This window comes from Streptococcus sp. SCPM-O-B-15304 (M98) (assembly GCF_058200215.1).
In genome coordinates this window covers 39,666-64,673 of record NZ_JBYQGQ010000013.1, presented here as the reverse complement: position 1 = coordinate 64,673, position 25,008 = coordinate 39,666, and the positions used below count along the sequence as shown (strand labels likewise).

Here is a 25,008-nt window from a genome sequence, read left to right as displayed (position 1 = left end):
TTTCGCTACTGGGGTGTTCTTATCTGCATCGCTACGTGGATCTTTTACAGTAACCTTAACTGGAACTTCATAAGTTAACGAATCTGGGTAAGTAACTACTACTATCGCGTCTTTTTCACCTGGTGTTGTTGTATCTACTGGTGTCTTGAACTCTGCTTTTGTTCCCTTAGGAAGTTTGTCAAAGTTTCCGATTGAAGCTTCTGCTTTTGGTTCCTCACCAACTTTAACAGTTTGATCTTTAGCTGTTGGAGTGTTGTTTTCTGCAGATGTCTTATCTGGATCTTCTACAGTCACCTTAACTGGAACTTCATCTTTAGATCCGTCTGGGTATGTTACAACTACTGTCGCGTCTTTTTCACCTGGTGTTTCTGTATCTACTGGTGTCTTATAAGCAAAGCTAGTACCATATGGAAGGTCACCAGCATTGGCGATTGAGCCTTTAGCGTCTGGTGTTGAACCCTTGTAAATGTCTTGAGCTTTAGGTTTTGGATCGTTCTTATCTGCATCGCTACGTGGATCTTTTACAGTTACTTTAACTGGAACTTCATCAGTTGACTTATCGGGATAAGTAACTACTACTATCGCGTCTTTTTCACCTTTGGTTGCTGTATCTACTGGTGTCTTATAAGCAAAGGTAGTACCACTTGGAAGTTCACCAGCATTGTCAATTGAGCCTTTAGCGTCTGGTGTTTCACCTTGTTTAACAGTTTGATTTTTAGCTGTTGGTGTGTACTTGTCTGTTTCCCTAGCAGCTGGAGTAACTAAGTATGCTGCTGCAATCTTATCTGTAGATTTATCAGGATAAGTAATGACAAGGTTTCCTTTTTCATCGACACTATATGTAGTACCTGGAGGGAAACTTGCATTTGCTTTTGTAGTTGCGGCGATAATCTTGTTTTTCTCTTCTTCACTAACATTGTTAGGATTAGCAACTTCTACTTTTTCACCTGGAACAGCATCAAGCTTCTTAGTAAGTTCCAAAACGGTAACTTTCAGGTCTCTCGTTACAACTGCATTTTTCTTACTTCTAACTGCGAAGGTCACAACAGTATCACCCGCTGGTTGGTCCCAATCAACAGTACCTCCGTATCCGGCTGAACGTTGTCTAATGGTATCTGTTCCAGCTGTCGATATGTAATAACCTGTAGGTTTCAAGCCCTTGACAGCTGTTGGATTGTTAGGAACCCAGAAGTTTTGAATCGCATTAGATGCTGCTGTAACACCAACATTAACAGATTCACCTGGATAAACAGTGATATGTGATCTGGTAACGAGAAGTTGGGTATTATCGTTTCCTCTTGAAACACCTCCGTCCACTTCAGGCTTTTCTGCACGAGTCGCCGTAATCGTAGTGCTCTTAGGAGATTCACTTCCACCTGCTGGTGTAGCTGTCGCTGTAATTTGTCCTTCTGGAAGACTATTTATTGGAGAGATAGTAGCAATACCTTGATCGTTTGCTACTGCCTCACCGATCACAACTCCGTCATTATTGTAAAGCTTCACTGTAGAACCAGGTTCTGCTTTAACTGTCACATCAGTTGGCGTACTTGCTTTACCTGATAGATCTGAAGTGATCTCTGGCGCTTGGCCTGCTGGCTTATTAGTGTCAGCAGGTTTATTTGATGGAGTAACTAGATATGAAGCGTCAATCTTATCTGTTGATTTATCAGGATATGTAACGACAAGATTTCCTCTTTGATCAACATTATATAAAGTGCCTGGAGGGAAACTTGCATTTGCTTTTTTAGTTGCTGCGATAATTTTATTTTTCTCGTCTTCAGAAACATTGTTAAGATCAGCAACTTCTACTTTTTCACCTGGAACAGCATCAAGCTTCTTAGTAAGTTCCAAAACGGTAACTTTCAGATTTCTCGTTACAACTACATTATTCTTACTTCTAACTGAGAAGGTCACAACAGTATCACCTGCTGGTTGGTCCCAATCAACAGTACCTCCGTATCCGTTATTACGTCTTTTAACGGGTTCAACATCTTCACCTTTCCCACCTGACTTCAAGAAAACACCTCTAGGAAGCAAACCCTTGACACCGTCTGGATTATTAGGAACCGAAAAGTTTTCCATCTCTTTAGATACTGCTACAACACCAATCTTAACAGATTCACCTGGATAAACAGTGATGTGTGATTTGGTAACGAGTAGTTGGGTATTATCACTATCGTTCCCTCTTGAAACACCACCTTCTACAGTTGTCAATGTTGGTCGTGTCGCTGTTACAGGTGCACTCTTAGGAGACTCACTTTCGCCTGCTGGTGTAGCTGTAGCAGTGATTTCACCTACAGGAAGGCTATTTGTTGGCGTAACAGTAGCTACACCTTGAGCATTTGCTACTGCTTGACCGATAACAACACCATCATTATTGTAGAGTTTAACAGTTGAACCTGCTGGTGCTTGGACAGTTACATCCGTTGCAGAACTTCCTTTTCCATCAAGGTTTGAAGTGATGACTGGAGCCGCTACTGCCGCACGTGCTCTACGTGATTTAGCTACTTGAGAGCCATCTTTAATAGTTTGAGCTGCTGACAAGCGTGCACTTGAACCATCTGCAAAATTAACAACTACTGATCCGTCTGCTTGAACTTGAACATCAGTTGCTTTAGAGTTAGCTGCCTTAACAGCTGCTACTACTTTTGCTTTTTCTTCATCAGTAAGTGCTGATGGATTGTAGACCACTGTCACCTCTGGAGCTTGGATGCTATCTGCTTCCTTAGCTTTTTCAGGCGCAACTACTGGTTCTTCTTTCGAATTTTGAGTAGTTTTAACTTTTTCTTCAGCCACTGCTGCTGGAGCTACTTCTACAGCTGGTGCTGCATAAGTTGGGTTCTCTTCAGCTGCAGCTGGCTTAACCCCCTCTGCTGTAGAGCTAGCTTCTGGCTTAGCTTCTACTGCATCTGCTTTGACTGATGGAGCTACTAACGCTGCTCCAACCGCAAAAACAAGCGAACAACCGAAAAGGAAATGTTTTCCTTTTTTGATCATACGCCAATTCTTTTGTTCTGCATTTTTTCGATTAAAATACATGAATCTTTTCTCCTAATTTTAAAAATTATAGCATGTCTTTAACATACAATTTAAATTATAAAACATAGCTTTGTTTTAGTCAATTATTTTAAACTATATATTTAAAAATTTTTTTCGATACAAAAAAATTCTAAAGCAATGATTTTTTACTAAAATATAATATAATAAACGCAGGCCAAATTCTTTGTTTTTTTGATTTACTTGTGATATAATAACTAACATCTTGAAAAATATGATTTTTGTTCGTTATAATCAATTTTATTACAGGAGGAACGATTTATGAGAGCCCTATTGACTCAAAAAGAACAAAGGCAATTAAGAATTTTAGAATATTTATTTGAAAATCCAGACTGGATCCACCTAGATCCCCTAGCAGAAGACCTAGATATCAACACCCGTATCATTAAAAGCGATATCAAGGAGATGCGCGAAGTTCTCTCTTGCTTCGAAATCCAATCTTCAACAGCTGGTATCAGACTCGCCAATAATAACAATTTAGGCATTGAACGAATTTACCGCCACATTTTACAAGATTCTTCTAACTTCCAAGTTTTGAGAGCATTCTTTTTATTAGAAGAACCATTCACCTATGAACATCTAGCTCAAACTCTTGATGTTTCGCTTCCTGCACTTCGAAAAAAAGTTGCTGAGATTAATCATACCTTGCAAAATAAATACCGCTTCAAACTCAAGGTCACTCCAATCTCTATCATTGGAGACGAAAAAGACATCCGTTTCTTTTTTGCCCAGTATTTCCATGAAGCCTATGGTTACTTCAAATGGCCATTTACTGATTCTAAGAAAGATATTGAAGAATTTGTTGCTTTCTTTCTTAAAATGACAGGATTTCCTGCCAATTATGCTAACTTGTTGCAGCTAGAAACACAAATAGCTGTTAATTTGCACCGATTTAAGATCGGTGCTACCATCCAAACAACGAGCGATTCTACAAATGATCTTCCTTTATATAATCAACTGCCAGAGTTCCAAGATCAACTCGAACCATTGGCTAAGCGTCTGAATATCGAGGTTAACCGTCATACCTTAGAACAAATCTTTGATTCTTATACTCAAAAAGGAATCTTCTATACTGTTGAAGATTTTCTAGCCGCCCGTTCAGATGATAAGGAAGTTGACCACTCTTACCACGCTGCTCGAGATGTCCTCGATAATTTGACTCGTGAATTTGGAATTCACTTTACAAATACAGACGAGCTAGTCTGGCACCTACACAATACCGCTCTTCTTGAACGTCAAGAAATCAACTCAGAATCCATCATTTCTCATAATAAATCCTATACGCTCAAAAAAATCCAGAAATTCTTCCCTGAATTTTACGAAGCGGCTGTTTTCGAAATGATGCGTTATAAGTCTAGCTTGGGACAAAAAGAACTGGCGCACGCTGTCGTCCATCTGGTTTACACTCTCTTGACTCACGCTTCAGATTTGATGGAACAACTGTTAGAATCTCAGAATAAGGTTCGTGTCCTTGTTTTGAGTGAATTTGACTTTGCTCATCCTCGGTCCCTCATCTCTCTCTATAAATACTACACTTCTAAAAATATCCAGTTTGAAACATGGGACAAGGCTACATTGAATGTTGATGAGATTATGGAGGCTGGATATGATGCCATTTTAACCAACTTTGATGTCGAAGGTTTAAAGCATCCAAAACTAATCAATATTGGACGTATGCCCCAGCTTCAAGTTATTAGCGAACTGAACACCATCTCGCTTGGTGATCTTTAAAAAAATATTGAAAATTAGAGTCGCTTAATCATCCGAATCTTAGAAAACAATTTCTATAACCTATAAAAGAGAAGAGACCGGAACTCCGATAATTGAAGTTCTGTTCTCTTCTCTTTTTACTTTTTTGATTTTTTAAAAAAGGGATTCAATGCTTTAAACCAAAAAGACTCTTTCTGCTACTTGTATAGTTTCTATTTCTCTATCCTTGCTTCTGCATCTGCTACAACTTGGGCAAGACTGGTTTGACTCAGTTCCTGCTCCATGGCTAGCTGAATCTTTTGTAATTTTTCATCTAAAATCCCATGGATATTTGCACCAACTGGACAGGCTGGATTTGGATTGTCATGAAAACTAAAGAGTTGACCAGTCTTTCCTAGACACTCAACTGCTTGGTAAACATCTAAAAGACTGATATCCTCTAGGTCTTTGATAATCTCTGCACCACCAGTTCCACGCGCAACTGAGATCAACTCAACTTTTTTCAGTTGAGATAAGGTCTTACGGATAATGACAGGATTGACTCCAACGCTACTAGCAAGAAAATCACTGGTCACCTTACTTTCTTTCCCTTTCAAGGCTATGATAATCAACATATGGGTCGCGATGGTAAATCGACTTGAAATTTGCATAAGATTCTCCTTTTTCTATTAGACTAGTTCGTTTTTTACTTATATTTATTATATCTCTTGTAGTTGTAATGTCAAGAGTTACCACTAAGCCAGTCATCTAGTTCTGCATCATGCCCTTGACTTTGGGCAATTTCATGAAGTAGTTCCTGATTATGGGTATGGTGAATCCCATTAACCAAACTTTCATAATAAACTTGATAGTAGGGTAAATTTAAGTCTTTGGCTAGCTGTAATTCTGCCTCAATATCATAATTAACCCGGCGAAAATCGATATCTTTCAAGCCTTTTTCATCAAACTCTAAAATCATGTACTGAGCACGTAAGTCCTTGCGTAAATTTTCAGATAAAAAGAAGGGTTGACCAATGGAACCTGGATTCAGGATAAGCTGGCCACCACTACCATACCGAAGAAACTGTTGATGGATATGACCATAAATGGCAATATCGCAGTCAGGATTGGTGACAAGACGGTCAAAGTCCTCTTGCTTCCCAAGATGAATCAGCTCTCGTCCCCAATTTTTATCAGGCAAGTGGTGGCTAATCCCTAGTTTCAAATCTCCAAACTGGCGGTGCACTTGCAAGGGATAGTCCTGCAGTGCCTCAATTTCCTCGATGCTGAGCTCTTCCATAATATACTGACATTGGCGTAAGAGATAACGATGACTGGGTCTGGTTTCATCTAACTGACGATGGCAGGCGCGCCACAAGCTCTCCTCCCAATTCCCTAAAACTCTATGGGTGATGGGTAAAGTGTCCAGTATCTGGAGAATATTTTTTCGTCCTGTTCCAGGCATGAGTATATCTCCCAAGAGCCAATACTCATCAACCTCTGACTCCTGGGCATCTGCCAGAACAGCTTCTAAGGCTGTTGTATTGCCATGTATATCCGATAATACTGCGATTTTTGTCATATCTCTTCCTCTTAGCTTTTCTAGTTTTATTATAACAAACTCCAAGTCAAAGTCAAAAAGCATCTATCTTCTTCCTATCGTTTTTTACTTTACTTTTTTAGTGAAAAGGAATACAATGAATGTAATAAGAATGAGGAGGTTTTTGCTATGGCACAACGTTATGAAAACATCATGGTAGCGGTTGACGGTTCTAAGGAAGCTGACTTGGCTTTCATCAAAGGGGTTCATTCAGCACTACGTAACCAGGCAAAACTAACGATTGCCCACGTCATTGACACACGTGCTCTTCAAAGCATCTCAACATTTGATGCCGAAGTTTACGAAGAATTGCAAGTAGAGGCCAACGATTTGATGGCTGAATACGAAAAGCGTGCAAAAGATGCTGGGCTCACAGACATTAAAGTTGTTATTGAGATGGGTAACCCTAAAACTCTCTTAGCTAAAACAATTCCAGAAAAAGAAAAGGTTGATTTGATTTTAGTTGGGGCAACAGGACTCAATGCTTTTGAGCGCCTGCTAGTTGGTTCTTCATCAGAATATATCCTACGCCATACCAGCGTTGACCTTCTCGTCGTTAGAGATAAGGATAAAACTTTGTAATAAAAACAGAAATGAGGTTGGGATTTTTCTCCTAACCTCATTTTTTTATAAACTATTGATGTCGTAGTTGAAACTAGGAACTCAAAACATCATTCCAGGCTTCCTCCGCTATCGCCTATTTTTTATCTTCTCTTTCCTTATGGCGCTCATAGGCCTTTATCTGGCGCTCAATCTCCTTTTTAATAGCTGGTTCTGGAGCGTATTTTTCTTCCCAGTCATCTGGTTTTAGGATTTTGTGGGTCACTGGATCAAAATGAGCTTTTCCATCAGGGAACATTTTACCCATATTGGCTTGATGGACAATGTCAAAAATCCGCTCTGGATCCACCCCCATCAAAACAAAGCTACCATAGGTGAAGTATAGGGTGTCAATCAAGGCATCCACTTGCCCTACCAAATCTTGCTTAGCAGGCGTTTTCTTAGTAACTTTCTCTGCTGCTTGATCAAGAGCTTGGTGTAACTGTCCTACTGCCTGTTCGAAATCTTCTTCAGAAGAGCTAGCAGCTCGGACAAACTCCACTAATTCTTCTATCTTAAATCCCGCTCTATGGGTGGCACCTTCTAAGTCCCAAGCTTGGGGCTCCTCTTGAGTTCGTTCATCCATCATGTGATGGAAGGTCTTGACCTTATTAAAATGGTAATCACGGCTGACAAAGACTTTTTCTGAAGCCAGAACACCAAAATGCTCTAAAGCTTTGTGAATCCCATCTTGTTGGTTGCTGGTTGTGATATGCTTCGCCACTTCCTTGACACTGCTACTACCATTGCCCATAGCGACTGACATCCCAACACCCGCCAGCATCTCTAGGTCATTGTCCGAGTCACCAAAGGCCATGACTTGATTGAGATCAAAACCATACTCTTTTCCGACTCGGCGAATGCCTTCTAGCTTGGAATTTCCTTGATTGATGACATCGGCCGCAAAAGGATTACTGCGAGTCAATTTCAAGTCTTGAAAATCAGCTGCCGCTTTTTCAGATTCTTCTGGCGTCATTAGCATCAAAACTTGATAAATGGGCTGATTCATCAACTGGAGCAAGTCTTCTTCCTTCTGAGGAACGACCTTACTCACCATTCGATTAAAGGAATGACTAACTGTACGGGTCAACATAGAGGGAACAAAACGACTCACTCTTTGCGAAAAAGAACCAAGACCAAAAGACATGATTTTTGAACCCAGCATGGCATCCTTGGTCCCCAAAGCAATCTCCTTGCCCTCTTTTTTGGCATAAGCTATCAACTGCCGTAAATGAGATTTGGAAAGAGGACTTGTAAACAAGACTCTGTCTTTATTAAAGATATATTGGCCGTTATAAGTTACAGCAAAATCCAGATCTAAATCATCCATTAAATCCTTAACAAAAAAAGGTCCTCGCCCTGTCGCTACTCCAACAAGCACTCCCTGGTCCTTCACAATCTTAATCGCGTCCTTAGTGGATTTCAAAACACTCTTGCGATCGTTGACCAGTGTTCCATCGATATCAAAAAAAACAGCTTTGACTTCCATCCTACCTCAATCTCCCCTTTTGTGATACAATGATTATACCACATTTCAGAAAGAGTGAGTAAATCATGCCTAAGAAAATCCTTGTTTTACATACGGGTGGTACTATTTCCATGCAAGCCGATGACTCTGGCGCTGTTGTGACTAGTCAAGACAACCCTATGAATCATGTATCCAATCCACTTGAGGGAGTTGAAGTCCACGCCCTCGACTTTTTTAATCTGCCAAGTCCCCATATTAAACCAAAGCATATGCTGGCCCTCTATCAAAAAATTAAAGAGGAGGCTGATCATTATGACGGTTTCGTGATTACACATGGGACAGATACCTTGGAGGAAACTGCCTATTTCCTTGATACTATGGAGGTTCCTCACAAACCGATTGTGCTAACAGGGGCCATGCGTAGTTCCAACGAACTTGGAAGCGACGGCGTCTACAATTATCTCAGTGCCCTACGCGTCGCGAGTGACGATAAGGCTGCTGATAAGGGTGTCTTGGTCGTGATGAATGACGAAATTCACGCTGCTAAGTATGTGACCAAGACGCACACAACAAATGTTAGCACCTTTCAAACGCCGACCCACGGCCCCCTTGGACTCATCATGAAACACGAAATTCTCTACTTCAAAACAGCTGAACCCCGTGTTCGTTTTGACCTTGATAAGATTCAAGGCTTGGTCCCTATTATCCCTGTCTATGCCGGTATGACAGAAGAACTCCTCGATTTGCTTCCCGTTGACCAACTGGATGGACTCATTATCCAGGCTTTCGGTGCTGGAAATGTTCCCAATGAAACAGCACAAAAATTGAACAACCTTATCCAAGAAGGACTTCCAATCGCCTTAGTCTCTCGTTGTTTTAACGGGATTGCCGAACCTGTTTATGCCTATGAAGGTGGTGGCGTTTGCCTGCAAAATGCTGGTGTCTTCTTTGTCAAAGAGCTCAATGCTCAAAAGGCTCGTCTCAAACTCCTCATCGCTATCAATGCTGGCCTTACAGGAGAGGAATTACGAGCCTATATGGAAGGATAATACTCTTCGAAAATCAAATTCAAACCTCGTCAACGTCGCCTTGCCGTACTCAAGTACAGCCTGCGGCTAGTTTCCTAGTTTGCTCTTTGATTTTCATTGAGTATAAAAAAGTCGGTGAGATAGAAATTACTAGATCAAGTCTTGTTTTCTAGTTACCCCGCAAGCATTCTACCATCAACTTGATGCTTGAACCATTAACCAAAAAGTTTTTACTACTAAAAAGCGAGGTCGGGATTTTTATCCCGACCTCTTTTTGTTAATCTTTACGAGTTGAATGACGTTCTACCAAACCATGTGGCAAAAGAACTTCACGCTCTTCTAACTCTTCCTTATGCATAATCTTCGTCAACATACGCATACTAATAGCACCAAGATCATACAAAGGTTGCGCAATGGTGGTTAGGTTTGGACGAGTATAGCGCGCGATTTGTGAATCATCACTGGTGATAATTTCAAAGTCTTCCGGTACAGAAACTCCCTTGTCAGCAAGTCCGTTCAAAACACCTGCCGCTAATTCATCACCTGTTACAATCGCTGCTGTTGCTTTAGAAGAAATCAAGCGTTCTGCCAAGGCATAACCATCATCATAACGGTATTTTGATTCAAAAACAAGACCTTCACTGTAGTTAATTCCCGCTTCTTTCAAAGCATCTTTGTAACCAGCTAAGCGAATCTTACCATTAATATCATCCACTAATGGTCCACTAACGAAGGCAATTTTTTTATTTCGTTTCAAGAGATGGCGGACTGCATCAACAGTAGCATGTTTATAGTCAATATTGACACTTGGAAGTTGGTGTTCTATGTCCACTGTTCCTGCAAGAACCACAGGTGTGCGTGAGCGTGAAAACTCTGAGCGAATCTTCTCAGTTAAATGATAACCCATGAAGATAACGCCATCCACCTGTTTAGAAAAGAGAGTATTGACCACAGATACTTCCTTTTCATCATCCTCATCACTATTAGCAAGGACGATGTTGTATTTGTACATTTCCGCGATATCGTCAATCCCTTTAGCAAGGGTAGAGAAATAAGTGTTTGTGATATCTGGAATAACAACTCCAACTGTTGTAGTTTTCTTACTTGCTAGACCACGAGCTACTGCGTTAGGACGGTAGTCAAGGCGATCAATGACCTCTAGGACTTTTTTACGGGTGTTTTCTTTGACGTTCTTATTGCCATTGACAACACGACTGACAGTTGCCATTGACACTCCCGCTTCTCGGGCAACGTCATAAATTGTTACTGTATCATCTGTGTTCATTCCGTTTCCTTTCTACTTTGAAAATTTTGTTTTCATGATTCTACTGTTTCCATTTTACCACTACTTGTAAGCATTTTCAAGCATTTGATGAAGATTCGTTGAAAAAATTTCAGAATCATTCTCATCTTTTTAAAGGTAGTTGACTTTTCTTGATTTTTCTAGCAGTTTGCAGTATGATAATAAGAAAATCAATCAGGAGATAGGGATGGCTTTTACAGATTCTCATAGACGATGTGCCAGTTTCGGTGTGGTGACCAATTTACCCGACGATGTTATCGATTCAATCTGGTATATAATCGATCATTTTTTAAAGCATGTTTTTGAGCTAGAAGATGAATTGGAATTTCGACTGTTGAATCATGAAGGCTCCATCACTTTTCGTTTTTCTAGTCAACATCTACCAACAACGATTGACTTCGACTTCAATCATCCCTTCGACCCACTCTATCCACCTAAAGTTCTGGTCATGGATATGGATGGGAAGGAAACCATTCTCCTACCAGAAGAAAATGACCTATTTTAAAAACTCTAGTCTCCTCTCTACTTAGGAAACTAGAGTTTTCTTTTTGCTAATAAATGGAACGACTGACTACTATACCACTTGGTTTGGTGTATTCTAAGTCAAGATAATCCTGATAAGTTCCTGGGACGATAAATCCTTGGGGGCTGAGAATATCTGTTCCGGCTTTACCCACGATAGAGTCAGCCAATAAGACACAATTTGTACTGAGAACAAAATAGGTCTTAAACTTGGACGAACTGAACTTATAAAGAGTGGCATCAGCCTCGTGTTTCAGCTGATAGGAGTAGGTATGCTTGATCTCCCCTTCTCTTCTTTTCATGAGTTGAGAACTTGGTTCCCAAAGAATTAAGAGTTCTTCAATTTCTCTCAGTTGTTCTTCTATAGCTTTTTTCTGTTGCTCAGACAAGCTTAAGCCGTAGGCGAATAGAGTTTTCTGACTTTCTCTCTTACAGAGTTCGATATACTTTTCTCGATTAGCCTTAAATAGAACCCCATCCCCAATCATCCCAAATAAACGTTCCGAGTGAGGATCATAAGAACCATAGGAAATAACCTGACCTTGATAGCAGATATCCACATGCCCCATGGCTAAAAAGAAAGAGGATTCTGAAGTATGGATAAAAATTTCCATATCAACTGTCTGGTCATTTTTTCTCTCTGAATGTACTTTCCCTTCTTCGGACTCATGATTAGAAAACCATTTATTCAATCGACGTAGGGTATTGATAGGAATTAGAGCTGTTACAAAAATGGGCAGGGTCATTCGTATCTTCCGCTTAAGCCTAGGATTAGGGATTCCTTTTTCAAAAAAGAAACCATCTCTGAGACTACTTACCCCTAACATCAGTAAGTAAAAACCAAGTAAGAGCAATTCAAAATTTGTTGCATCATGAAAAGGGGAGATACTATAGAGACCAAATCCCATCATCCACAAAGCATCAAATAAGTAATTGAGCCTCGGATGGATATGATTATTTCGGTAAATCAACCAGGTAATCAGGCTAATCAAACCTGTAAACAATTGATAACTTCCAATAGCAATGACTAAGACATAGAGAGCTATCCCTTGCAGGATGACTGAATCAAATAGAATGACAGCAAGTCCTAACTTGGCTATGGTCACAAAAATATTTTCTCTACGGGACTTTTCCTGAAACCATCGTGTCAATAAATGCCAAACAGTCGACAAGGAAAAGTAGGCCATCAAGAGTTGATAACCAAGCCTCGGTACAATCTGTCCAAAACAAATCAAGAGAAGACCTAGGATAATAGCTAGCATTCCTTCCCCTAGACTTTTCCATTTACTATAAGTTTCGAAAAACTTAGGCATTTTCTTTCTCCAATTGACGATACAAGTGGCGGATCGGTTGTTTCAGTGTTGGATGGATGAAATGCGGAGCTATTTCTTGGAGTGATTCTAGGACAAAGAGGCGTTCAGCAATATAAGGATGAGGCAAGATGAGGTCGTCTGTATAGATGATCTGGTCCTCTACAAAAAGCAAATCTAGGTCAATCAAGCGAGGTCCCCAAGGAACCTCTCTAACCCGTCCCATCTCTGATTCAATCTCTAACAAGGTTTCTAACAAGACTGGAGCTGGCAACCAGGTTTCCACTTCAATGACTTGATTGGCAAAGCTATCCTGCTCCACACCACCCCAAGGCTCGGTCGTAATCACACTAGATTCTTTGAGAATGTGGATACCACGAACTTGCATTTTGGCAATCGCTTGCTGGAGATTAGCCGCCTTATCCCCCATATTGCTTCCTAAAGCAATAAAGGCACGCTGTTTGCGACGGTGAATGGTTACTGAACAAGTATCCAGCGGTAGATGGATAGGTGCCCAAGGTTTTTTTAGTTCCAGCTCAATCTCTTGAACGAGAGGGTAGGTCTCAAAAGTACGCTCTACTAGTTTGTAGGCTACTGTTTCAATCAAATCTTCAGTATTTTCCTGAAACCATGTCGTCCATTTCTGGCAAAGTTCTCCGTAATGGACAGAAGCAGTTAAATCCAAGTCTGTCGCAGCCTTGGTCATATCATAGGATAGGGTGGCTGAAACGACAAACTTCTGCCCCAGTTCTTTCTCACTAGGAAAAAGTCCATGAAAGGCGAAAATTTCTAGGTCTTTAATTCGCAGTTGATCCATAACTAGTCCTTTCTAGAAAAATCCGCTTAACGCGGATTTTTTAAAGTCCCATGAGACGATAAGCTTGATCACGAAGATCCTTATCTGTCTCAAATAGACCACGAGCCACTGTGGTCAAGGTTGCAGTTCCTGGTTTTCGAACACCGCGCATACTCATACACATATGTTCTGCTTCAATGACAACGAAGGCTCCCTTGGCTCCCAAATACTCCATCAAGGCATCAGCCACTTCGATATTCAAACGCTCTTGAATCTGTGGCTTTTTAGAGTAGACTTCCACTGTACGAGCTAACTTTGATAAGCCTGCTACACGCCCATCAGGAATGTAGGCAATATGGGCTCGGCCATAAAATGGTAAAAAGTGGTGTTCACACATGGTATGGAAAAAGATATCCTTTTCCACTACCATATTGTCATCAATAATCTCAAAGGATTTTGACAGGTGCTCTTCAGCAGTTTGCCCAAGACCTGAAAAAATCTCTTGGTACATACGAGCGACACGGGCTGGTGTTTCCTGCAAGCCTTCGCGATTTGCATCCTCACCAACTGCCTCGATAATCATTTTTACAGCTTCTTCAATTTTTTGTGTATCCATTCTAATTTTTCCTCTCCATTAGGTAGGTTCTCACTTGGGCTAAAAAGTATAATGAGCCCGTGATAATCCTAACTGTTTTTTTCTCTTCATTTTCTGTCATTTTTTGGTCTAGAAATTCCTGCCAACTTTGATAGTTGAGATTTCTAGAATAAGCTACTTTTTTTAGTACTTTTTCGTCTGTCGCTCGACCATCATCAAAGTGAGTCAATGTCAGCTCAGTATCTGGCAAAGTTCCTAACAAGTCTAACATATCCTCCAAGGCCTTGGTTTTGATACATGTAAAAAGTATTTCCTTGTGATAATCAGCAAATCGTTCTTGCAAGGTTGCTACTAAAGCCTTTATGGCATGAGGATTGTGGGCCCCATCCAAGATCATTAAGGGTTCTCTACAAACAACTTCAAAGCGTCCTGGCCAACTTGTTTCTTCTAAGGCTTGAGCCACTATGTTATTACTAGCTAATTCTCGACCATCTTCTTTACAAAAAGTATCAAGTAAAGCTATGGCCATCCCAGCATTCTCTATCTGGTGCAAACCCAGCAATCCTGTCTGAAAGCGACCTTGTCTAAGCGGGCTTGAATAATCAAAGATTTCACCCGTCTCCACACTCTCATGATGGCTAACTTGATAATCTTCCCCATAAACAAGCCTAGGAGCCTCTTTCGCTTTCGCGATTTGGTTGATAACTGCTAAGCCTTCTGGGACAATATTCCCCGTTACCAGGGGAACTCCTTGTTTGATAATTCCAGCTTTCTGCTCCGCGATAGCTTCCAAGCTATCCCCTAGTAAAGCTACGTGATCCAGGCCAATGGTCGTAATACCTGTTAAGATAGGCTGACAAACATTGGTACTATCCAAAAGTCCACCCATACCTACTTCCATAATGGCCACATCGACTTGCTCAGAAGCAAAATAGTCATAGGCTATAGCAGTGATAATCTCAAACTCTGTCGTCCCCTGCAAATCATGAGCATGCTCCCCTTCAAGTAGTGAGCGATAGTCTACCATCAAGGCCTCTAATCTTGCTTCTGGGATAGATTCCTCATTAATGGCAATCTGATCGGTATAATGAATCAGATAGGGTGAGCTAAAGACTCCAACTCTTAGCCCCATCTTTCCCAATATATTCTTCAAAAAGGCTATAGTAGACCCCTTACCATTGGTTCCTCCGATATGGATAACCTTGAGTTTCAGATGGGGATTGCCACGTAGGGCTAATAGCTCCACCATCCTCTCCAAACCAAAATGCGGTTGGTCTGTCCGATAGTTAGCTATCCACTGATTCGTTTCGTTTTTATTCATCTTATTTATATTGTTTCAAGTTTAAATTTTCCGCATCATCTGCCAGACGGATGGCTGATGCAACTTCGACTGCCATCTTGTGGCTGGCTACATCGTGTACACGCACCACTTCTACACCCTGTCTAGCAGCGATACTGGTCACATGAGCTGAAGCAGTATCACGATTTCGGAAGCCTGCTTCAGTTTCTGGGTTTACTTCAAAACCATTTTCTTCCAGAATATTGATGACAAAGCGCTTGCGAGAGACTCCTAAAAAGATAGGATAGCCCATCTCGTGTAATTTATCAAGGTCACGTAGAAGTATGAGATTTTCCTTTTTGGTCAAGCCAAAGCCAATCCCAGAATCTAGCATGATCTTTTCTTTCGAAATTCCTGCTTTTTCCGCTCTTGCCAGTGCACGATCAAAGAAAACTGTCATCAATTCTTCTACTGATAGTTGTTCAAACTCTTCTAAGTCTTCCTTTGTAAAAGGCTCTCCAAAGCCAAAATGAGGGAAGATAAGTGAACTAGGGTGCTGAGGGCGTGCCATTACTGGATTAAACATGATGACTACCTGAGCTCCAGCTTTGGCAACCACTTCCGCCATCTTCTCATCCCCCATAAGACCTGTAATGTCATTGACTATATGGGCCCCAGCCTTTAGAGCTGCTTCTGCAACTTGACTTTTCCAAGTGTCTACCGAAATCAGAACATCACTTTCTTGACGGATAGCTTTAATCACTGGAACGACACGTTGGATTTCCTCTTCTATCTCAACATAGCCATAGCTACTTCCAGGCCGAGTAGACTCTCCACCGATATCTAAAATAGTGGCACCTTCAGCTATCAATTTTCGAGCTTGTTTTAAGGCTTCTTCAATAGCAAAAAATTGACCCCCGTCAGAGAAAGAATCTGGGGTGACATTGATAATACCGCAAATAGCTGTTTTTGTAAGATTGTCTCTTTTTTCCACGTTCATCACTCAAATTTCATTTAGATTGGTATTCCTCTATTTTACTGTTTTTTTTGGATTCTGTCCAATTATCCCTCGGTACTCCCATACTTTAAAAGAACGCAAAAAAAAGGAGAAGCTGAGTTCTCCTTTTTTATATTCTTATTTTTCAGTCAAAGCTGCAAGTCCTGGAAGAACTTTACCTTCAAGAAGTTCCATTGATGCTCCACCACCAGTAGAGATCCATGAGAACTTGTCTGCACGACCAAGGTTGATAGCTGCGGCAGCTGAGTCACCACCACCGATGATTGATTTAACGCCTGGTTGTTTCACGATAGCGTCCATCACACCGATTGTACCAGCTTGGAAGTCAGGGTTTTCAAATACACCCATAGGTCCGTTCCATACAACTGTTTTCGCACCAGTCAAAGCTTCGTCGAATTTAGCGATAGATTTAGGACCGATATCCAAACCAAGGAATCCTGGGTCTACTGCTTCACCTTCAGTGTCTTTCACTTCAGTGTAGTCAGCAAATGCGTTTGCTTCTTTTGAGTCAACTGGCAAGATCAATTTGCCGTTTGCTTTTTCAAGAAGAGCTTTAGCGACATCCAATTTGTCTTCTTCTACAAGTGAGTTACCGATTTCGATACCTTGTGCTTTGTAGAATGTGTAAGTCATACCACCACCGATAAGAACTTTATCAGCTTTTTCAAGCAAGTTTTCGATAACACCGATCTTATCTGAAACTTTTGAACCACCAAGGATAGCCACAAATGGACGTTCTGGAGCTTCAACAGCTTCTTGGATGTAAGCAATTTCGTTTTCAAGAAGGAATCCAGCAACTGCTTTTTCAACGTTTGCTGAGATACCAACGTTAGATGCGTGTGCACGGTGAGCTGTACCGAATGCATCATTTACGAAGATACCATCTCCAAGTGATGCCCAGTATTTACCAAGTTCAGGATCGTTTTTAGATTCTTTCTTACCGTCAACATCTTCAAAACGAGTGTTTTCAACCAAAAGAACTTGTCCATCTTCAAGAGCGTTGATAGCTGCTTCCAATTCAGCACCACGAGTTACACCTGGAAGGAATGTAACTTCTTGACCCAATTTAGCAGCCAAGTCAGCAGCAACAGGAGCAAGTGATTTACCAGCTTTGTCTGCTTCTTCTTTTACACGTCCAAGGTGAGAGAAGAGAATCGCACGTCCACCTTGTTCAAGGATGTACTTGATAGTTGGAAGAGCTGCAGTGATACGGTTGTCATTAGTAATCACGCCATCTTTTACAGGAACGTTGAAGTCAACACGAACGAGAACTTTTTTCCCTTTCAACTCAACGTCTTTAACAGTCAATTTTGCCATTTGGAAAGACTCCTTAATTTTTTTTACGTGTTAATTATATCACAAAATCAATAAAAGAGATAGCAAAACCTTAAACTTTTATCCACAACAATTTTTCTCGATTAATTCAGGACAGTGCTTGTAACTACGACAGAATACTTTGCCATTTTTATTCTCCTCCCCTATACAAAAAGATTTGACCCTTAAAAGTCAAATCTTTTTTATTATATGAAGTCAGTGTTAGATACACTCTCTATCTTAATCTTCTTTTTTCTTTTGAGCTAGCAAGCCAAAGCCACCTAAAACTCCGACCAAGCCAAGGGCTAGGAGGTTTGCATCTACTTCTGCACTTGTATTTGGAAGTTGTTTTCCTTCAGTCTTTTCAGCTTGTGCTTTTGCTTCTGCTGGTTCTTGCTTCGCCACTTGGCTTACTTGAACTGGAGAAACGGATGTTTCAGTCTTAGGTTCTGTTTTTGTAGTTTCCTTCTTAGTATCTTGAGTCGTTGGAGCAGGCGTAACTGGTCTGTCACCTGGTACTTTAACTACTTTTGTACCGACTTCAACAATTTCAGTTACGGCTTCCTTGAGAACTTCTGTCCCCTTAAGACTGCGATGTCCTTCAGAATCAATCTCTACAAGGTTTCTACGAAGGCCTGCAACTCCTACTTGAACCAAGCGACGTTCTCCTACTGGGAGACTAGGATTTACTCGTTCTTCATGTCCATAGGCAAGAACTTCTTCTTCCACAACCAAGCTTGGTTTCTTAACTTCTAAGACTTTTGGACCGTCAAGCGGTTGAGTGCTACTTTCAATCTTAGTACCAATCTCGGTAATCTCTGCCACTGCTTCCTTGACGACTTCTGTCTGAAGAAGAGTACGGTTGCCTTTGGCATCCACTTCAATCAAATGACGGATTTGACCTTCTGCACCAGCCTGAACAAGACGTCGTTCACCCAACAAGAGGTCTCCTGACGGACGTTCTTGACGCTCGAAGGCTTGAGTTTCTGTCTCAACCACTAATTCAGGTAGTGCTTCAACTGTTGGCGCAGTTTCGCCTTCTTCTAAGCTACCTACATGATGGCTTTCTTTAACAAGGAGTTTTTTATTGAGTTCTTCCTTGAGGTTGGCAAATGCTTCTGGAGTTGGATTTATTGAGCCAATAAGAGTTTCTGCTTGAGCGATGATTGGATCGTCTGCATTTTTCTCACGAACTTTTCCTAGAAGAGTTTCAAGCTCTTCCTTAGCTGTTTGATAAAGCTGTACACCATTCAAGTCAGAACCTGCTTGTTTCAAGTCATTCAAGGCTTGGTTGACTGTTTCTTGACTAGCATCATGATTTTCTAAGATCGCTTTCGCTGCATCAATCTTCTCAACTAGAGCTGCTTGTTTTGCTGCATCAGCAAATGTATAAGCTATTGTTTCTTTGCGTCCTTGGGCAGATGTGATTTCTTGTTTCAGGTATTCGTCGTTGACAGCTGCCTTAGGTGATACTAGAACATCAAATTCGACAGTTTGTCCTTGATAGTGCAACTGAAGTTTTTGACGGCCTGTTTTTTGAGAATCATAGCCTGTAATTTCGACTCCTTGGTCTGTAAAGTTATGTTCAGTCTCCGTTTCATCATCATACAAGACCTTGAAACGTCCTTCTGATAAGTCAAGAGTATCGCCTACCAAGTAGTCAATTTTCGGTTGCTTGCTAATATACAAGGCTACGACTTCTTTTGGACCAGCTTCTTCACCGGTCACTTGAACCTTAAAGCTACCTGCAACTGGAAGACCAAGATAGGCTACTGTCAACTCTTGTTCACCATGATGGTGAGCATCGTAGCCGTTGACTACAACACCTGCATGGCTAAGGTTGATGACTTCGTCTGCTTCTTCACCTTCGTATTTGACACGGAGAAGACCACCCTTGAGATTCAATTCCTCACCATCTTGGTAACTTGTCTTTTTAGGTGCCACTTCTAGACTGACAGCCTTAATCTTTCTTTCATCCTGAGGAATCGTCACAGCAAGAGTATTACTGATTTCTTTCCCTGGCAATTGTGTTCGGTAGTAAAGAAGACTTGGACGTTTTTCAAAGCTCAATGGTTCTGTCGCCAAATCCCCTCCAACTGCTGTATTTAAGGTAGCGATTGGAGTTTGTGAATCTGCCTTGTCATAGACTGTGATGGTTGCCCCAGCAGGAACTTCTGAGAAGCCGAGCTGAACCTTATTGTCTGTTAGAACACGCGCTGCAACTTTACTCATTGGAATGTTTTGGCTCTCCGTATCAAGAGTTTCATACATCTTCCAGTTGTAGATACGAATGGCTTTCCACGGTGTTCCATTGTCAGACGTGATGACATTCAAGCGCCAGTCTTGCGCAGTGATTGGGCTATCAAGGGTGATATCCGAAACATGGGCTTTATTGCCACGAACAGCCTTAGCTAGTTTCCATTCGCCTGCTTCATCTTTGTAGTAAAGGTCAAAGTCTTTGGTGTTCATCAAGCCATCATTAACAGACTCTCCACCAGCTCCTGCGTGGTCCATGACCCATCTAACAACACGGCGTGGTTGTGTCAAACGGATATCAACGCTACCACTCAATTGAGCAGAAGACCATTTGTCAGATAGACTGGTGATGGTCCCATTCAACATACCTTCGATACCTTCTCCGCCTTCTGTATCTGGGAAGGTACTTCCGATAACAGTAGCCCCTGGAACGATATTTTCTGCAAGAGGTCTTGGAAGGCTGGTATCTTGGACAGTCATTCCCCACTCGAGGTTTGTAGTTGCTGCTTCAGAGCGAAGTCCGTTCTTACCGACTGCGACAACCTTCAACTCCTGACCAGTACCAGTTGCACTAGATGAACGGCTAACTTTTGGTAGGTAGATCGTAGTGGCAGATGAGCCTGTCAATAGGCGCCAAGCATCGCCATCCTTCTCATAAACTTCATAGAAATCAGCATCTTTATTTCCAGTAAATTGGACAATGGCTTCTGCTTCTTGAGCATTTTTCAGGGATTGTTTAGCTACTTTAAGAGCTGTTGGTGCTTGAGGAGCCTCTTGATTATCTGTTACAGTCAACTCACCCAAGTTAAATTGATATCCCTTAAGGGCAGCAGTATTTTCAAAAGTAAGTTTGATACCGTAAATGGTCTGACCTGCCAAGGCGCTCAAGTCAAATTCGTCTTTTGTCCAATCGTCAGATAGAGTCAGCTCTTTACGAGCATTCTCGCCACCATAAGTATAGTTTTTCTGAGTTGCAAATTCTACATAGACCTTGCTTCCCTTACCACCTTTATGGGCGACACGGAGTTTCGTTTTATCTGTTACTTCCAGTCTTGTAGAGTAGAGACGAACATCTTGGTTAGTATTTTCAGCTAAATCACCCGCAAACTTGAGTGAATTTCCTCCATTGTAGGCGTCTTCAAAGTCATAGTCAGCTTGGAGTTTAGCAGCTGATGATGTTTGCCACCAGCGCCATGTAGGCAAGATACCTGATACAGAACGATAGTTCCATTCAGAATCCTTGGAAACTTTACCATCTACAAACCATTTTTTACCATGTCCAGTGTTAAAGGATGTTGTGAAGCTACGTCCAACTGCTGGTGTGCGGTCAGCTACGAGGTTGGCAATCCCGTACCAGTCCTTGTCCTCTGGTTTTTGACCAGTTGGATCTCCTTGATAACCTGTAAAGAAGATATTTTCATTCTTATGATAGTCTTCGCCTGTCTTACCAAGACTCGTGATAGTATCAGGTGCAAAGAGGCCAAGTGATAAGCGAAGCTTGCCATTTTCATCTAGAAGGGCATCCCATTTCACTTTTGTCTTGTAGGAACCACCTTGTTGCAATTCCAAACCTGCAAAAACATCATACTGACTACGTCCAAGCCATTTTGCCATAGTTACAGAGTAATCATTTTTCTCTTTGGTCCAGTTAAAGTTGGCAAAGAAGTGATCCGCAGGAACCTTGTCTCCCTCTTTTTCCATGAATTGGTAATTGTATTCACCAAGTCCATCTTCATGATAACGACCATATTCATAGGTCATGGCGTCATACCAAGAATATTTGACTGGGTGATTGACTTGAGCTGCATATTCCTTGGTATAAAGCATGAAGTCACGCATTTTCTTACCAAGAGGCGTTACGATATCACCTGTTGTTTCTTGGTTAATAAAGTAGCCATCAAAGCCATAGTATTTAGCCAAATCAACCAACTTACGAGCGATAGGGAAAGTTCCGTCTTCGTCTTGTTGAAGGGCTGCAGCAAATTTTTCTTGGTCTGCAATGCTATTTGACCAGTTGAAGAAGAGTGTACCCAATACAGGAACACCATTACGGTGACCAGCATCAATCACGTCTGGAGTTGGGACGAGCCCTTCCCAGAAGACCATGGAATTCAGGTACTGCCAGTAGTCAAAAGCGTAGGCTTTAAACTCTTCACCACCTACAGAAGCATGGTCTTTAGCCTTAGAGTTAGTGTTAGCAAGAGCTTCAACCTTAGCGTCCTTATTAGCTTTTTCGTTAACTACATGTCCACGATAGCGCTTGGCTAGTTCTACTGAAGAGCGGTTAATAGCATCGTCTTCGCGAGCACCTGGTTCCCATTTCAACAAATCTTCCCATGTGTCAAACTTAATTTCTTTTGGTCGAAGACTTTTTTCTTCTTTCTTAGGAACGTCAGCGACAGTAGCTTTTTCTTCTGGCTTATTTTCTGTAGTAGCAGGCGTTTCTTCAGCCTTAGGAGTTTCAGCAGCTGGACTAGTGGCTTCCTTATCAGCTGCAGTCAATTGATCCAAGGTTGGCTTTTCTTCTGAAACTGGTTGCTCGCTTGCCTTGTCTTCAGTTGCTTCCAGCTCCTTCAATACTTCTGGTGCTGGTGTGGTTGCTTCTGCTGGAGTAGTGGTTGACGGTTGCTCTGAAGCTACTGCTGTAGTTGTTCCGTTTTCTGGAACGACAGACTCTTCAGCCAAAGCTGGACCTGCAAATAGAACTGAACCAATCATCAATGAGCAGGCACCCACTGACAATTTTCGAATACTATAGCGACAACGTTTTTCAAAAAATGGATTCTTCATCTTTTTCTCCTTTGACTTTCTCTCGAAAGTAAGCGCTTTATTTTTGAATTAAAAAAGTAGCTGTTCCAAAAATACACAGAACAGGTCATTTTTATTTTACGATATTTAGAAAAAGAGTCAACACTAGCCCTTCAAGAACTATAAAGAAGTGAAGAATTAATATAAATTAGACAATCATCTGCCATTTTTCGAATAAAATCAACATTTTTCTCAAAAAAAGATCATTTACTACTTGTTAGATTTACTTTTATCCTTTAAAATAGAATGGGAGAAATTCCGCGATTATTTTTCGGAGGAAAAAGAAAATGTCCATTAATTGGCAGGAAATTATTTTTCACTTTTTAGGTGGTCTGGGACTGTTTTTATATAGTATCAAGACCATGGGAGACGGTTTGCAACAAGCTGCTGGAGACCGCCTTCGTTATTACATTGATAAGTACACAAGTAATCCCTTCTTAGGGGTCTTAGTGGGGATTGTCGTCACTGCCCTCATCCAGTCGAGTACAGGTGTAACGGTTATTACGGTTGGACTGGTTAGTGCTAGTCTCCTCACCCTTAGACAGGCCATCGGGATTATCATGGGAGCCAATATTGGAACGACCGTAACGTCCTTCATCATCGGTTTCAAACTTGGCGAGTATGCCCTACCCTTGATTTTCCTTGGAACCATGTTCTTATTCTTTACAAAAAACCGTACTGCAAATAATATTGGACGTATCCTTTTTGGTGTGGGTGGTATCTTCTACGCCCTCAACCTCATTAGTGCTGGGATGAGCCCTCTTAAAGACTTGCCTCAGTTTAAGGAATACATGGTTACCTTGGGGCAAAATCCTATCTTGGGAGTTGTGGCTGGTGCTGTCATTACCGTTCTGATTCAGGCATCTTCTGCAACCATCGGGATTCTACAAGGTCTCTATGCAGGTGGATTCCTCGACCTCAAAGGGGCACTACCAGTCCTATTCGGAGATAATATCGGTACAACCTTAACGGTTATTATCGCAGCAGCCGGAGCAAACATATCTGCTAAACGAGTTGCAGCAACACACGTTACCTTTAACGTTTTAGGAACTATCCTCTGCTTAATCTTGTTAGGCCCATTCACTTCGATGATTGAGTACTTCCAAGCTTTACTTCACCTCTCACCTGAGATGACGATTGCCTTCTCACACGGTGCCTTTAACGTAAGTAACACCATTGTACAATTCCCATTCATCGGTGCTCTGGCTTACTTTGTTACTAAGCTAATCCCTGGTGAAGACGAAGTTGTAAAATACGAACCTCTTTACTTGGATGAACAACTCATCAAACAAGCTCCTTCTATCGCCTTAGGAAATGCCAAGAAAGAACTCTTGCACCTAGGAAACTATGCGGTTAAAGCATTTGACCTTTCTTACGACTACATTATCAATTCTAATGAAAAAGTAGCTGAAAAAGGGCACAAAACTGAAGAAGCTATCAACACAATCGACGAGAAATTAACACGTTACCTCATTAGTCTATCTAGTGAAGCATTGAGTCAAAAAGAGAGTGAAGTCTTAACAAATATCCTTGACTCTTCTCGTGACTTGGAACGTATCGGAGACCACGCTGAAGCTTTGATTAATCTTAACGACTACTTGCAACGCAAGAATGTTCAATTCTCTAACTCAGCCCTAGAGGAATTGGAAGAGATTTACCGTCAAACAAGCGATTTCGTTAAAGATGCTCTTGAAAGTGTTGAAAACAATGACCTTCAAAAAGCTCAAGCTCTTATTGAACGCCATGAAGCCATCAACAAGATGGAACGTGTCCTTCGTAAGACTCACATCAAGCGCCTAAACAATGGTGAATGTTCTACCCAAGCAGGTGTCAACTTTATCGACATCATTTCACACTACACTCGCGTGTCAGATCACGCAATGAACCTTGCTGAAAAAGTTTTAGCTGAACAAATTTAATACTCAATGAAAATCAAAGAGCAAACTAGGAAGCTAGCCGCAGGCTGTACTTGAGTACGGCAAGGTGAAGCTGACGTGGTTTGAATTTGATTTTCGAAGAGTATAAGATAAAAAAATGCTTTGATTCGTTCGAATCAAAGCATTTTAAATAACTCTCCAATCATAAAGGAAGAGGCAGCTGCACCCTTGTACCTAGCTTCTTCCTTTTTGATATAGCGAGCCAGATTGACTAACTCTGGCGCTGGAGTCTTGGGATTCTTGAGAAGTTCAAGTGTGACTAGCCCTGAAAGTCGGACTGCTAGCAAGCGTTCATTGGTGCTGGGCAACTGCTTAGCAGTTTCTAGGAGTGCAGCCACTAAATCTTCACTCAAGTTTTGACGGGCATGATTGTAAAGGTCCCGTATCAAGGTTTCTAGGTTTGGTTCTTCCATACCTATCACCTCCAT

Annotated in this window: 18 protein-coding genes; 5 read left to right on the top strand and 13 right to left on the bottom strand. The window is 41.3% G+C overall.

From position 1 onward, the window contains the following. On the bottom strand, positions 1-3,039 hold a 3,039-nt coding region (locus tag AC3E7H_RS08285), incomplete at its 3' end, for a Rib/alpha-like domain-containing protein (protein ID WP_490676369.1). Positions 3,040-3,318: 279 nt separating this feature from the next. Between AC3E7H_RS08285 and AC3E7H_RS08280 the strand changes: the two genes are divergently transcribed. Next, complete coding sequence (locus AC3E7H_RS08280) at positions 3,319-4,788, top strand: AcpB/EbpR/MafR family transcriptional regulator (protein ID WP_490676368.1); 1,470 nt, start codon at positions 3,319-3,321, stop codon at positions 4,786-4,788. 191 nt (positions 4,789-4,979) lie between these two features. Here the strand turns inward: AC3E7H_RS08280 and AC3E7H_RS08275 are convergent, their stop codons facing one another. Together AC3E7H_RS08275 and AC3E7H_RS08270 are read right to left on the bottom strand one after the other, a co-directional pair. Beyond that, positions 4,980-5,417: an Rrf2 family transcriptional regulator gene (locus AC3E7H_RS08275; RefSeq protein WP_490676367.1), complete on the bottom strand. Its 438-nt coding sequence runs from the start codon at positions 5,415-5,417 to the stop codon at positions 4,980-4,982. 71 nt (positions 5,418-5,488) lie between these two features. Continuing rightward, positions 5,489-6,328 (bottom strand): metallophosphoesterase family protein, encoded by an 840-nt coding sequence (locus AC3E7H_RS08270; protein WP_025171251.1) that lies wholly within the window; start codon positions 6,326-6,328, stop codon positions 5,489-5,491. 147 nt (positions 6,329-6,475) lie between these two features. On the opposite strand from AC3E7H_RS08270, the gene AC3E7H_RS08265 reads away from it, so the two are divergent. After that, positions 6,476-6,928, top strand: coding sequence for a universal stress protein (locus tag AC3E7H_RS08265; protein ID WP_414261072.1), 453 nt, complete (start codon positions 6,476-6,478; stop codon positions 6,926-6,928). A 115-nt stretch (positions 6,929-7,043) separates the two neighbouring features. On the opposite strand, the gene AC3E7H_RS08260 is transcribed toward AC3E7H_RS08265, so the two are convergent. Continuing rightward, positions 7,044-8,435, bottom strand: coding sequence for a Cof-type HAD-IIB family hydrolase (locus tag AC3E7H_RS08260; RefSeq protein ID WP_490224692.1), 1,392 nt, complete (start codon positions 8,433-8,435; stop codon positions 7,044-7,046). A 65-nt stretch (positions 8,436-8,500) separates the two neighbouring features. On the opposite strand from AC3E7H_RS08260, the gene AC3E7H_RS08255 reads away from it, so the two are divergent. Continuing rightward, positions 8,501-9,463, top strand: a complete 963-nt coding sequence (locus AC3E7H_RS08255; RefSeq protein ID WP_490676366.1) for an asparaginase — start codon at positions 8,501-8,503, stop codon at positions 9,461-9,463. Between the two features lie 256 nt (positions 9,464-9,719). Here AC3E7H_RS08255 and ccpA read toward each other — a convergent pair whose 3' ends face one another. Continuing rightward, positions 9,720-10,727 (bottom strand): catabolite control protein A, encoded by a 1,008-nt coding sequence (ccpA, locus tag AC3E7H_RS08250; protein WP_049503580.1) that lies wholly within the window; start codon positions 10,725-10,727, stop codon positions 9,720-9,722. Between the two features lie 205 nt (positions 10,728-10,932). On the opposite strand from ccpA, the gene AC3E7H_RS08245 reads away from it, so the two are divergent. Continuing rightward, positions 10,933-11,250, top strand: a complete 318-nt coding sequence (locus tag AC3E7H_RS08245; RefSeq protein WP_000885928.1) for a DUF960 domain-containing protein — start codon at positions 10,933-10,935, stop codon at positions 11,248-11,250. 46 nt (positions 11,251-11,296) lie between these two features. On the opposite strand, the gene AC3E7H_RS08240 is transcribed toward AC3E7H_RS08245, so the two are convergent. The 7 genes from AC3E7H_RS08240 to AC3E7H_RS08210 form a co-directional block, all read right to left on the bottom strand. Further along, positions 11,297-12,580, bottom strand: a complete 1,284-nt coding sequence (locus AC3E7H_RS08240) for a DUF308 domain-containing protein (RefSeq protein WP_490676365.1) — start codon at positions 12,578-12,580, stop codon at positions 11,297-11,299. Further along, positions 12,573-13,394, bottom strand: coding sequence for a 2-amino-4-hydroxy-6-hydroxymethyldihydropteridine diphosphokinase (folK, locus tag AC3E7H_RS08235; protein ID WP_490676364.1), 822 nt, complete (start codon positions 13,392-13,394; stop codon positions 12,573-12,575). The genes AC3E7H_RS08240 and folK overlap by 8 nt, the downstream gene beginning before the upstream one ends. A 40-nt stretch (positions 13,395-13,434) precedes the next feature. Further along, positions 13,435-13,989 carry a GTP cyclohydrolase I FolE gene (folE, locus tag AC3E7H_RS08230; protein WP_000380927.1) on the bottom strand — a complete coding sequence of 185 codons (555 nt, stop codon included), beginning with the start codon at positions 13,987-13,989 and terminating at the stop codon, positions 13,435-13,437. 1 nt (position 13,990) lies between these two features. Next, on the bottom strand, positions 13,991-15,289 hold the full coding sequence (locus AC3E7H_RS08225; protein WP_490676363.1) for a bifunctional folylpolyglutamate synthase/dihydrofolate synthase: 1,299 nt from the start codon (positions 15,287-15,289) through the stop codon (positions 13,991-13,993). 1 nt (position 15,290) lies between these two features. Next, on the bottom strand, positions 15,291-16,247 hold the full coding sequence (folP, locus tag AC3E7H_RS08220) for a dihydropteroate synthase (RefSeq protein ID WP_490676362.1): 957 nt from the start codon (positions 16,245-16,247) through the stop codon (positions 15,291-15,293). 135 nt (positions 16,248-16,382) lie between these two features. Further along, entirely contained in the window at positions 16,383-17,582 is a 1,200-nt protein-coding gene (locus AC3E7H_RS08215) for a phosphoglycerate kinase (RefSeq protein WP_001096781.1), read from the bottom strand. A gap of 237 nt (positions 17,583-17,819) precedes the next feature. Then, complete coding sequence (locus AC3E7H_RS08210; protein ID WP_490676361.1) at positions 17,820-22,625, bottom strand: endo-beta-N-acetylglucosaminidase; 4,806 nt, start codon at positions 22,623-22,625, stop codon at positions 17,820-17,822. A gap of 305 nt (positions 22,626-22,930) precedes the next feature. Here AC3E7H_RS08210 and AC3E7H_RS08205 point away from each other — a divergent pair, with 305 nt between their 5' ends. Beyond that, positions 22,931-24,562, top strand: coding sequence for a Na/Pi cotransporter family protein (locus tag AC3E7H_RS08205; RefSeq protein WP_485737181.1), 1,632 nt, complete (start codon positions 22,931-22,933; stop codon positions 24,560-24,562). A gap of 134 nt (positions 24,563-24,696) precedes the next feature. Here AC3E7H_RS08205 and AC3E7H_RS08200 read toward each other — a convergent pair whose 3' ends face one another. Further along, a complete protein-coding gene (locus AC3E7H_RS08200) occupies positions 24,697-24,993 on the bottom strand; it encodes a bacteriocin immunity family protein (RefSeq protein ID WP_049510283.1) in 297 nt (98 codons plus the stop codon). Between the last annotated feature and the right edge of the window lie 15 nt (positions 24,994-25,008).

What these genes read in the sequence shown, in the direction of transcription:
- AC3E7H_RS08280 (WP_490676368.1), top strand. Translation starts at nt 3,319, where the DNA reads ATGAGAGCCCTATTGACTCAAAAAGAACAAAGGCAATTAAGAATTTTA.
- AC3E7H_RS08275 (WP_490676367.1), bottom strand. Translation starts at nt 5,417, where the DNA reads ATGCAAATTTCAAGTCGATTTACCATCGCGACCCATATGTTGATTATC.
- AC3E7H_RS08270 (WP_025171251.1), bottom strand. Translation starts at nt 6,328, where the DNA reads ATGACAAAAATCGCAGTATTATCGGATATACATGGCAATACAACAGCC.
- AC3E7H_RS08265 (WP_414261072.1), top strand. Translation starts at nt 6,476, where the DNA reads ATGGCACAACGTTATGAAAACATCATGGTAGCGGTTGACGGTTCTAAG.
- AC3E7H_RS08260 (WP_490224692.1), bottom strand. Translation starts at nt 8,435, where the DNA reads ATGGAAGTCAAAGCTGTTTTTTTTGATATCGATGGAACACTGGTCAAC.
- AC3E7H_RS08255 (WP_490676366.1), top strand. Translation starts at nt 8,501, where the DNA reads ATGCCTAAGAAAATCCTTGTTTTACATACGGGTGGTACTATTTCCATG.
- ccpA (WP_049503580.1), bottom strand. Translation starts at nt 10,727, where the DNA reads ATGAACACAGATGATACAGTAACAATTTATGACGTTGCCCGAGAAGCG.
- AC3E7H_RS08245 (WP_000885928.1), top strand. Translation starts at nt 10,933, where the DNA reads ATGGCTTTTACAGATTCTCATAGACGATGTGCCAGTTTCGGTGTGGTG.
- AC3E7H_RS08240 (WP_490676365.1), bottom strand. Translation starts at nt 12,580, where the DNA reads ATGCCTAAGTTTTTCGAAACTTATAGTAAATGGAAAAGTCTAGGGGAA.
- folK (WP_490676364.1), bottom strand. Translation starts at nt 13,394, where the DNA reads ATGGATCAACTGCGAATTAAAGACCTAGAAATTTTCGCCTTTCATGGA.
- folE (WP_000380927.1), bottom strand. Translation starts at nt 13,989, where the DNA reads ATGGATACACAAAAAATTGAAGAAGCTGTAAAAATGATTATCGAGGCA.
- AC3E7H_RS08225 (WP_490676363.1), bottom strand. Translation starts at nt 15,289, where the DNA reads ATGAATAAAAACGAAACGAATCAGTGGATAGCTAACTATCGGACAGAC.
- folP (WP_490676362.1), bottom strand. Translation starts at nt 16,247, where the DNA reads ATGAACGTGGAAAAAAGAGACAATCTTACAAAAACAGCTATTTGCGGT.
- AC3E7H_RS08215 (WP_001096781.1), bottom strand. Translation starts at nt 17,582, where the DNA reads ATGGCAAAATTGACTGTTAAAGACGTTGAGTTGAAAGGGAAAAAAGTT.
- AC3E7H_RS08210 (WP_490676361.1), bottom strand. Translation starts at nt 22,625, where the DNA reads ATGAAGAATCCATTTTTTGAAAAACGTTGTCGCTATAGTATTCGAAAA.
- AC3E7H_RS08205 (WP_485737181.1), top strand. Translation starts at nt 22,931, where the DNA reads ATGTCCATTAATTGGCAGGAAATTATTTTTCACTTTTTAGGTGGTCTG.
- AC3E7H_RS08200 (WP_049510283.1), bottom strand. Translation starts at nt 24,993, where the DNA reads ATGGAAGAACCAAACCTAGAAACCTTGATACGGGACCTTTACAATCAT.